The sequence below is a fragment of the Blastocatellia bacterium genome (assembly GCA_035275065.1).
GTDB lineage: Bacteria > Acidobacteriota > Blastocatellia > UBA7656 > UBA7656 > DATENM01.
The window spans coordinates 158,757-168,743 of sequence record DATENM010000105.1; the positions used below are offsets into that span (position 1 = coordinate 158,757).

General features: G+C 54.6%; 8 protein-coding genes. 5 read left to right on the forward strand and 3 right to left on the reverse strand.

Going from position 1 to position 9,987, the window contains the following annotated elements; genetic code table 11:
* Window positions 1–4: 4 nt before the first annotated feature.
* On the forward strand, window positions 5–4,582 hold the full coding sequence (locus tag VJ464_23645) for a strawberry notch family protein (GenBank protein ID HKQ08140.1): 4,578 nt from the start codon (window positions 5–7) through the stop codon (window positions 4,580–4,582).
* Between the two features lie 203 nt (window positions 4,583–4,785).
* On the opposite strand, the gene VJ464_23650 is transcribed toward VJ464_23645, so the two are convergent.
* The 3 genes from VJ464_23650 to VJ464_23660 are packed head-to-tail and all read right to left on the reverse strand — an operon-like array spanning window position 4,786 to window position 6,197.
* Window positions 4,786–5,508: a hypothetical protein gene (locus tag VJ464_23650; protein HKQ08141.1), complete on the reverse strand. Its 723-nt coding sequence runs from the start codon at window positions 5,506–5,508 to the stop codon at window positions 4,786–4,788.
* Window positions 5,509–5,535: 27 nt separating this feature from the next.
* Window positions 5,536–5,766 carry a hypothetical protein gene (locus tag VJ464_23655; protein HKQ08142.1) on the reverse strand — a complete coding sequence of 77 codons (231 nt, stop codon included), beginning with the start codon at window positions 5,764–5,766 and terminating at the stop codon, window positions 5,536–5,538.
* The gene (locus tag VJ464_23660) at window positions 5,763–6,197 is read right to left on the reverse strand and encodes a MerR family transcriptional regulator (GenBank protein HKQ08143.1); all 435 of its coding nucleotides are present in this window, start codon (window positions 6,195–6,197) and stop codon (window positions 5,763–5,765) included. Before VJ464_23660 ends, VJ464_23655 begins: the two co-directional genes overlap by 4 nt.
* A 320-nt stretch (window positions 6,198–6,517) precedes the next feature.
* Between VJ464_23660 and VJ464_23665 the strand changes: the two genes are divergently transcribed.
* The 4 genes from VJ464_23665 to VJ464_23680 all read left to right on the forward strand — a co-directional run bounded on the left by VJ464_23665 (window position 6,518) and on the right by VJ464_23680 (window position 9,940).
* Window positions 6,518–6,802 carry a hypothetical protein gene (locus tag VJ464_23665; GenBank protein ID HKQ08144.1) on the forward strand — a complete coding sequence of 95 codons (285 nt, stop codon included), beginning with the start codon at window positions 6,518–6,520 and terminating at the stop codon, window positions 6,800–6,802.
* Window positions 6,803–6,892: 90 nt separating this feature from the next.
* The gene (locus VJ464_23670) at window positions 6,893–8,602 is read left to right on the forward strand and encodes a ParB/RepB/Spo0J family partition protein (protein HKQ08145.1); all 1,710 of its coding nucleotides are present in this window, start codon (window positions 6,893–6,895) and stop codon (window positions 8,600–8,602) included.
* 184 nt (window positions 8,603–8,786) lie between these two features.
* Window positions 8,787–9,398, forward strand: coding sequence for a hypothetical protein (locus VJ464_23675; GenBank protein HKQ08146.1), 612 nt, complete (start codon window positions 8,787–8,789; stop codon window positions 9,396–9,398).
* Complete coding sequence (locus tag VJ464_23680) at window positions 9,395–9,940, forward strand: hypothetical protein (protein HKQ08147.1); 546 nt, start codon at window positions 9,395–9,397, stop codon at window positions 9,938–9,940. The genes VJ464_23675 and VJ464_23680 overlap by 4 nt, the downstream gene beginning before the upstream one ends.
* Window positions 9,941–9,987: the final 47 nt, after the last annotated feature.

The window sequence follows — 9,987 nt, forward strand, 5'->3', positions numbered from 1 at the left end:
CAAGATGCTCGAACAGCCATCTACCGCCACACCCGCGACCACGCGGCAGGTTGCCGCGTCTGATTTAATCGCCGGAACCAATAGCCTTATCCGTGAGCTTATCGAACGCTTGAGCGCTGGCGAGCGCATTGATAACCCGAAGTTTACGGAGATAGCGAACCGCAACTTTGGCGGCAGCCGCGCACAAGGCACCTACACGCCGCGCGATGCTTATGACGCGCTAGAAACGGCAGTCAACAAATACTTGCTGGAAAGCAAGGCGCGCGAGCTTATGCAGATGGACGGCAAAGAGGCGATCAGCTTTCACCTGCGCCCGCTCACCGAGCAGTTGCCGAGACAGACAGACCGCACCGCAGAACAGACCGAGCTACAACAATTCTCGACGCCGCCCACGCTCGCATACCTCGCGACAAGGGTGTTGAACCCGCAGCCGTCAGACCTTGTGCTTGAGCCATCGGCAGGAACTGCCAGCCTAGCCATCTGGCCGCGCTCCATCGGTGCGCGCGTTGTGTGCAATGAGATCAACTCGCGCCGCCGCGCTTTGCTCATCCAAGAATTAGGCTTTGAGACGTTCGGCATAGACGCTGAAATTCTTGATGACCTATTGCCCCCCGAAATCCAGCCGACCGCCATCTTGATGAACCCGCCGTTTAGCGCGACAGGCGGGAGAGTCGTACAGCATCGCACGCTGTACGGCGCGCGGCACATTGAAAGCGCACTCCGCCGGTTACAGGAAGGCGGGCGGCTTGTCGCCATTGTCGGCGAAGGGATGAGCTTGGAGCGTCCGGCCTTTACCGAATGGTGGCAGCGCATCGCGCGCCTTTATAACGTGCGCGCCAACTTCCATTTGAACGGCAAAGAATATGGGAAATACGGCACGACCTTTGACAATCAAATTCTGGTCATTGATAAGACCGGAGCGACGCCGGGCGATAACTGGCAGGAACAGCTAAACCATATCCGTTGGGGAGCCGCCGAATCGCTAGAGGATGCCTGGGCAGCATTAGAAGACTTGGCAGCACGCACCGCCGCAACCGAAACAGAGGCCGACGATGCAGAGGCAGAAGAAAACGCTTTGTTTGTCCCCTACGCCTGCGCCAAGCTCAGGGGAGGAAAACCGCACCCCGCGCAGATCGTCGAATCGGCGTCAATGGCCGCCGTGCTACCGCCGGATATAACCTACAGGCCGCACCTCGCGCCAGAGATCATCACCAGAGGCTTACTGTCAGACATTCAGCTTGAGCGAGTCATCTATGCCGGGCAGCGACACGAGCAGCGATTAGCTGATGGCTCGCGCGCCGGCTTCTTTGTCGGGGATGGCACAGGCGTAGGCAAAGGCCGAATTCTTGCTGGCATCATTGCGGACAATTGGAATCAGGGACGACAGCGCGCGTTGTGGCTCTCAGTCAATAACGACTTGCTGGAATCAACCCGGCGCGACCTTAAAGACTTGGGACTCCGGCGTATCCCACTCGCACGCATCAACGATTTTTCAGCAGCCGGAGAGATCGCCTTGCCGCGCGGGGTTGTCTTTAGCTCTTATTCTTCTCTCATCTCCGCAGCCAAGAATGGAGCCAAGCGATTAGACCAAATCATGCGCTGGCTCGGCAGCGAGGCGGTTGTCATCCTTGACGAGTCACACAAGGCGAAGAACGCACTAGCGGGCGGGCGTGGAGAGCCGACGCTGACCGGCCAGGCTGTGGTCGATCTACAAAACCCAGAGAGCAACCCTGATTATCGCGTCGTTTATTCCAGCGCCACCGGAGCAACCGACGTGCGCAATATGGCCTATATGACCAGGCTTGGACTTTGGGGCAAGGGGACGAGCTTTCCGGGCGGCTTCCAGGAGTTTATGCAGGAGATCGAGCAGGGCGGCGTCGGCGCAATGGAAATGGTCAGCCGCGATATGAAAGCACTCGGTATGTATCTTTCTGGCTCTATCTCTTTCGGCGTTTGTCCCAACTCAGGTAAAGCGGTTGAGTACCGCGAGCGCATCCACCGGCTGACCCCGCAGCAGCGCGCAATGTATGACCATGCGGCTAAGGCGTGGCAGGTGGTCTTGAAAGACATTGACGCGGCGCTTGCAGTTACAGGCGGCGGAACGCGCGCCCGCGCCGTCGCTCTAAATAAGTTTTGGGGCGATCATCAACGCTTCTTCCGCCAAGTGATCTGCGCCTTCAAAGTGCCGAGCGTGATAGCCGAAACCGAAGCCGCTTTGAGCGAAGGCAAGTCAGTTGTCATTTCATTAGTCGGCACAGGCGAGGCGAGGACACGCGAGCAGGTGGCGCGGGCGACGGCAGCAGGCGGGATGCTTGAAGATTTGGACTTCTCGCCGCGAGAAGTGATAGCCGCGATGGTTGAGCGCGGATTCCCGACAACGCTTTACCAGGACGTGACCGACCCGGCCACCGGCAAAACTATTCAAGTGCCGGTCAAAGACGGACAGGGGAACATCGTACAGAGCAAGCAAGCCCTACAGATGAGGCAGAATTTGATTGATGGCTTGTCAGCCTTAGAACTTCCAGAGAACCCACTTGACCAGCTTGTTAATCATTTGGGAGAGCATAGCGTAGCGGAACTCACAGGCCGGACGCGCCGCCTCATTCGTGACCCGCGCACCGGACGAGTCGAGTACAAGAAGCGAGCGCCCGAAGGCGTAGCAATGGACAGAACCAACGTTCATGAAATGGAGCAGTTTCAACAGGGAAGGAAACACGCAGCGATCATCAGCGATGCGGCCAGCACCGGAATATCTCTGCATGCTTCCAACCGCACCGCAAATAAACAGCGCCGCGTCCACATCACACTTGAACTCGGATGGTCAGCCGATAAACAGATGCAGACCTTCGGACGCACGCACCGCAGCGACCAAGCAGTACCGCCAGAATATGTTTTGCTGTCAACCGAGCTAGGCGGCGAGAAACGTTTTTCCTCCACCATCGCGCGCAGGCTTGGCAGTCTCGGAGCGTTGACCAAAGGCGACCGGGGAGCCGCCGACAACGGCGACCTTGCCAAGTATAACTTTGAAACCCAGGAAGGCAGAGCCGCCTTGAGCCTGCTACTACGGCGCATCATGGTGGGCGAGAGCGTGCCCAGACTCGACAACCCGCGCCAAACGTTGCGCGACATTGGCCTGCTCGTCAAGAACAAGGACGGCGGCGAGGAAATCAGAAAGGAAGATGAGTACAATGTGCCCCGCTTCCTTAATCGAGTGCTTGCCTTGTGTGTCGATGAACAGAACGCACTTTTTGATTACTTCGCTGATTTGTTCGATCAGACGGTACGCTACGCCAAAGTCAATGGCACGTTTGATGAGGGAGTCACCGACATTAAAGCCCTTGCCATCAGATTGGCGAAGGCCCCGCGCGTCGTCTACACGGATGAAATAACCGGCGCGCAGACCACCCACTATACGTTAGAAGTTGACCAGCCGAGCCAGGCCGTGAGCTTCGAGGAAGCCGACCGGGTACGCGAGCGCAAAGGCGGGGCATTCTTACAGCACCGGAAGAAGGGCCACTTCATCCTTGTCATCGAATCGGGACGCCACACCGACCCAGGCACAGGTGAGAGCTTCCGCACCTTTGCCGTGTGGAGGCCGGAAGCGCCGCGCACCAACTACATTAACGAAGCCGAGCTATCGACAAAGTATCAGGCGGTCACACCCGACCGGGCGCGCGATTGGTGGATGATGAAATATGCGGCCATCCCGCCCATTGAAACCTTAGAGACTCACATTCTGGGCGGCGCGATCATCCCGCTATGGCAGAGGCTAAAGACCGACCGGGAAACCCGCTTGCGAGTCGTCAGAGTCAGCACCAACGAAGGCCAGCGCATCGTCGGCATTCACATTCCGACAGATCGAGTCTGGACAGTGTTGCGCTCACTCGGAATCGCCAGGCGGTTGCAAGACCCCGCGCAGATTTACAACGCCGTCTTGCGCGAAGGGGAAGAAATCACCCTTGCGTCAAATCTCAGGCTGAAACAGGGAGACCTACACGGCGAGGCAGCCGTCGAGCTTCACGTCACCGACCCGTACAAGTTTGCGAGCCTCAGAGCGCTTGGCTTGATAAACGAGCAGATCAATTGGAAGCAACGCTTTTTTATTCCCGCCGACGAGAGCAAAGGGATAGAGATTCTAGCCGCGTTGCTCCAAGCCTATCCGGTGATCGTAACGGAAGAAGCAACAGAGGAAGCCCAGGATGGTGGAGAGATTCAAAGTCTACCGGAAGCAGGCCCAGCCAGAATCATTGACCTTGAACAGTGGTTTATTCCGGCAGGTGAGATTGATGAAGTAAGCGAGCAAGGGAGCGAGATAAGAGAAACGGACGCGCCAAGCATAGAAGTTTCGAGCGTTCAGACCTATTTCTTACAGGAGGGGGAAACCAAAACAGAGCCGGACAGCCGGAAGGTGCGAGCGCAGCAACCGCTGTTCTCAGAGCCACTATTCTCTAACGAGCCAGCGAGCCAGGCATCAAAGAGAAAGCCGACAGGTTATCAATTCCAAGCGCAGTTAGCTTTCGATTTCACAGACAGCGAGCCGCCCCCTAACGAGGTACAGGGGGCGGCTTCACAAGCAGCTTAAAGAAATTAATATGAACAACGCCTAAGGCAATCAGCAGGTAGGTACAAATCTGGTGTAGCCTCTTAACCATATCTCATCGCAGGGCGCAGGCGGCAGCTTATACCAACTTGCAGATCGGAGTGAGATGGAGAAGTCTGCCAGCAGATTCGATTTTTCTGCGGTTTTTGACAAACCGTCATCTCATTTCAAAGTGCAAGTTGGTATTAGTTGTCTGCCGCTAGTTTTTCCATTATGAACTCTTTGCTTGGAACAGTCGTCGGCTTGCCGTTGATGCGGTAGAGCCGACAGCTATAGTTCGAGCCTTCGTTTCGCCCTTCCAAATCTTTGCCGTTGATCCTGATTGAGGGAGAACCTTGAAAGCCAACCTTTTGAGCCTTCTGTTCTGAATCAACATTGATAAGCACTAGATCGGCGTTTGTGTGCGATTCGCGCAGCGCCGCTTTCAAATTGTCTAGGGCTTGTTTATGTGACGGGCAACTCTTGAAGTACAGAAATTCAATTCTCATTTTCTTGGCTTTGGTTTTCGTCTGGGTATTGCTGTTGGGCTTAGTTGTGTTTTGTTCTTTGGCAGTCGGTAGCATCTCTTTTAATTTCGCTTCGAATGCCATTTGGTTTAAGCGCGGTGCTTGGGTTACTCCGCTGAGTTGATGCATCCAGAAATTGGGCTGTGGCGGCTCTTTATCCCACTTGGCGTCCGGGCCGTATAGCAAGTACACATCCCACGCAATGTCATCGTTGAGCTTGAGGACAGGTTTCCACAGTTCGCCGGTTAATGAATCAGGGTCTAGGAAATAATTCACTCGCTCATCAGAGAAGCTCTTGGAGCGTTCCTGTGATGCGCCTTTGAAGTCGCCCCCGAAAATCGGCAGCCACACGATGTAGGCTCTCACGCGATCATCGGGAATATCTTTGAGCGTCTTGACCATATTGGAGAACCCCCAACGGCACATCGGTCAGGTAGGGGAAACCAGGGCAACCAGCCGTATCTTGCCGCTGTCGCGCTGGAATGCCTCTTTCAGCGGCTCAACGCTTTTAAGATCAACGAGGGAGCCTTTGCGCACCGCGCCGGTAGCCTTGCTTGCTTGTGGCGATGGGTCAACGGTGGGGGATGCCCCAGTATAATGAGGCAGCGCTGTAAAGACAGTCAGTAGGATGCAACCAAATAGTAGCGGTGCTTTTTTCACTTCTTTGCCTTTCGTTTGCTGTCGGCAATTTTGACAATCACCGGGCACGAGGCGGCTGCGCCGCGTTCGTGTAACTCAGTCTCACAGGCTACGAGGTGGCGAGTTAAAGTACGGCGAAATTCACGCATTGCTCGCATCCGCTCATCTAGTTCGGAGAGCTTTTCTTTTAAGAGATCGTGGACGCGCTGACACTGCGTTGCGCCGCCGGTAGTTATGAGGAGTTCTTTAATCTCAACGAGGGACAGGCCAATATCCTGCGCTTGTTTTATGAACCGGATGTGCTCGACCGTTTCAGCAGTAAAGAGACGAAAGCCGCCGCTTGACCTGGGCGCACGCTCTAGGAGTCGTTGTCGCTCATAGTAGCGCACTGTATCAACGCTGACACCAGCGAGGGCCGCGACTTGACCTATCTGTAATTGAGACTCAGCCACAAATCAAGTCTACACCCTTGACTTAGGTCTAGAGTCAAGCAAAAAGTGGGGCACATAAAAGAGTGTAGCTTTGTGCTATAGCCAACCATTAACACTCTATGACACTATCATAAATATTGAAACCTTCTTGACAAATACACACCTTATAGATTATATTTAGACGAATGAGAGAAGTAGACAGTCGATTGGAATGAACCGAATTAACGATTGAGCAGGAGGTATAACGAAACGGCGCATTAAATTGAACGGGCCTGGAAAGCGCGCCAACGCTCGCCAAGCCCTTAAACATCCACCCCAACCGTCGAAAGGAAGGAAGTAAGATGCTCGAACAACAATCTACCACCACATCCTCGCCCGCGACAACCACATTGCAACCCGCCTTAGATTTGATCGAATTCGCGCGCGAACAGACACGCATCGCCGCGCGAATTGCAGAGAGTTTCGACCATCTTGGCGATGTGAGCTTTTCAGACCTCGACCTGATTGCGCGGAACTGCAACGCCGCAAACCGCAACCTTGAAGCGGCGAGCCGCGCTCTGGCGGATGCCAACGAATCAGAGGCAGGCCAAAGCACCGCCGTGATGGTCTCAACTTCTGAAAACTAGCCGCGAGTAATGAAGTGGTCTTGATGCGTGCGCTGATACCGGTCCTCGCGCGAGCCTTCACATCAACCTTTCACTACACGGAGAAAAGCTATGCACAAACAAGCTAACTTGAAATCATCAGGCAGCGGAAACAACGGCGCGGGCGACTTCAGAATGATCGCCATCACCCTCATAGACCCGCCGCCTAAGAACACGAGAACAACCTTCAAAAAGGAAAGCCTTGCTGAACTGACACGGAGTGTTAAGGAGAAAGGCATCATACAGCCTATTCTCGTGCGTCCGGTCGGCGCGAGATTCCAGATCGTCGCGGGAGAGCGGCGGTTCAAAGCGGCAAATCAGGCTGGCCTCAAAGAGATTCCCGCGAGCGTCAAGAATCTTAGTGACGAGGAGGCTCTTGACGCCCAACTTATAGAGAACTTGCAACGCGAAGATGTTCACCCGCTTGATGAAGCCGATGGCTTCTTGCGGTTGAAGAATGTTTCCAAGCTTGAAATCCCAGACATCGCGCAACGTCTGGCAAAAGACCCGCGATATGTGGCGCGAAGGCTCGCGCTCACTGACCTTATCGAAGAAGCGCGGGAAGACTTCCGCAACGACTTAATTACCCTCGCCCACGCACTGGAAATCTGCCGCCTGTCGTCAGAGCTTCAGCCTTTCGCGCTGGCCGCCTGCTATGAGAGAAAGAGCGTATGGAGTCAGAAAGAACAGACGTACATACACCAATCCGACAAGGAGAAACCCGCCCGGCATGTCAAATTCTTGCAGGCTTGGATTGAGCAAAACATTCACCTCAACCTGACAAAAGCTCCCTTCAAGTTAGATGACGCGAGACTCAGAGAAGACGGTCTCACCTGTGTCGAATGCCCGCAGCGTTCAGGGTTTAACAAGACCCTCTTTGCAGACATTAAGAACACGGATACGTGTCTGAATCCGATGTGCTTCCAGGCAAAGATTCAAACATTAGTCCAGGTCAGAATGTCTGAGATAGAGTCGAAAAGCGGTAAGCCAGCCGCCTACATTTCGCCGTACTACAGCCCGAACCGCGCAAAGGACTCACTCGGAAAGTCCGACTATCAGCAGATCGAGAAGAAAGCCGACCGTTGTGAGTTCGCGGAACAGGCAGTTTACGCGGAAGGCGATGAAGTGGGTCGAGTCATTTGGATATGCAGGGCGAAATCTTGCAAAGACCACATGGGCAGGGTCGGCGCGTCTTACTCATCTTCGACGAGCAGCACAAGCAGCAACTCGCGCAATGGCGACTCGCCGGAAAAACGGAACAAGCGGAAGCAGGAAATCTTTGACATTAAGGTTGACGAGATCGTCCGCAAGCGAGTGATGAAAGAGGCGCTTCAAACTTACAAGTGGCCGCTTGAGCGGGGGCACTTAAATGAAGTCGCCAAAGAATTCTTCCGCCGCATTGCTTCCGACGACCAGCGCACGATCTGTGAAGTGTTCGGGTGGAGTGATGATCTGGCAAGCAAGCTCCGGTATGACCAGCCAGCAGTGCTGCGCGAGATCGCCAAACTCGATGACAGTCAACTGGCACAGTTTATGATGCTGTGCTCATTCGCCCACTACGGAGCCAACCAGTACAAGCACAATCAAGTAGATCAAAAGCCCATCGTACAGTTGAGCAAGGATCGCAAAGTAAACCACACGCTCATCGACGCCCAGGTGCGCGTCGAGCTGTGCGCAAAGAAATACAAGGCCGCTCACGAGGCTTATCTCGACGCCGTAACGAAGGGCGAAGTGACTAGAAAACCAGTCGTCTATGAGCAGCCCCTCAAAAGGGAAAGGTAGAAGTAGCCGGGAAGAAAGCACACGCCAAATTTGCCTCCAAAGCTAAAAGTAGCAAGTAGAAGAACAAGGCGAGGGTTTAAGCGGAGGGCGTGAGTAGCTACAGAAAGTCAATATGAGTGGCGGCGACTCAAGAGGAGCGCGCCGCCACCTGTACCGTCGAGCGACGAGAAAGGTGGTTCTCACAATGGACAATGAAGAGATCACAGTGAGCGGAATTATTTTCAGTCACGGAACCAACGGCGAGTATGAATTCTATTTCCACACCGATCACAGGGGTATTCTCTGGCAGGCGTGGCGGCACTTGCGCGAGCAGGGACAAACCAGATGGTACGCGAGCGTGCACCAGCCGGGGCCTGGGGGAGTGGATGCAATCCTGAACAGCTTTATCCACCACCAGGAAGCGGGCACAACTGTCGAATGCCGGACGGACGCGGGCGGCGACCGAGAGCCATCCGTTTTGCTGTGCGGACTGGCCGGATTAATCAGTTCGGGCGAGCTGCCGCGATACGAAAGCTATCAGGCGATAGTGATCGCGCCGGTTATTGACAGCGTGGACGAGGAAGCCACTACGGTTGTGTTCTACGTTGAATGCATAGGGTGCAGACAGTTCTACGGCCTGAAGGTAGAGCTGGCAGACTATGATCGCCTCTCAAATAGGACCGAGTTCATACAAAACATCTTCCCGTATCTTTCACCGCCGATGCGTGAGCTGCTCATCAGCGGCACCTGCCCGAAATGCTGGAAGAAGATGTTCGGCGCGGAAGACACGAGCACTGATACACAAGGAGCTTTATGAATATAGAAGACCTACAGATGGGAAGGTTAGTAGTATCAGCCCCGCCGATGCTCGCCCAGGCAATCGGCTATCCGGGATGTGCGCGCTATGTGGCATTCTACTGGACGCCTTACGGTGATGTAGTGATCTATTCGGACGGACGACTCAGCGCTGATGGGCATTGGCACTCCTGGCTGCTATTCACCCGCCACAACTCAATTGCGCCGCACCTCGAAGGCTACAACCTGGGAAGCTCGGACGAGGAAGCGACACACTGGCTGTTGGTTGACCAGGAGACTTGCGTACTCTACGCCGGAACGCCCGGAGAAGTACTGCGCGTGCTCAGAGGGCAATACGCCGATCAAGCCCCGGACAGCGAGCTGCGGGGAGATGGTATTTCTGACGAGATCACGCTTGATAATTTTAGAAGCTTGATTGATTCGTTCGTCGAACTTAACGGGCCGAAGACCGAAGAGATCATCGAGGCGATGCGGAAACAGGATGCTCTGACAGAAGAATTGAGGGCGTGGCTTGATAGTAATACTTCTTCAGAAAGTTCGTGACAGTCATAATAGTCGCCTAAGGCTATGCACGTTAGCTCCCATCTTCC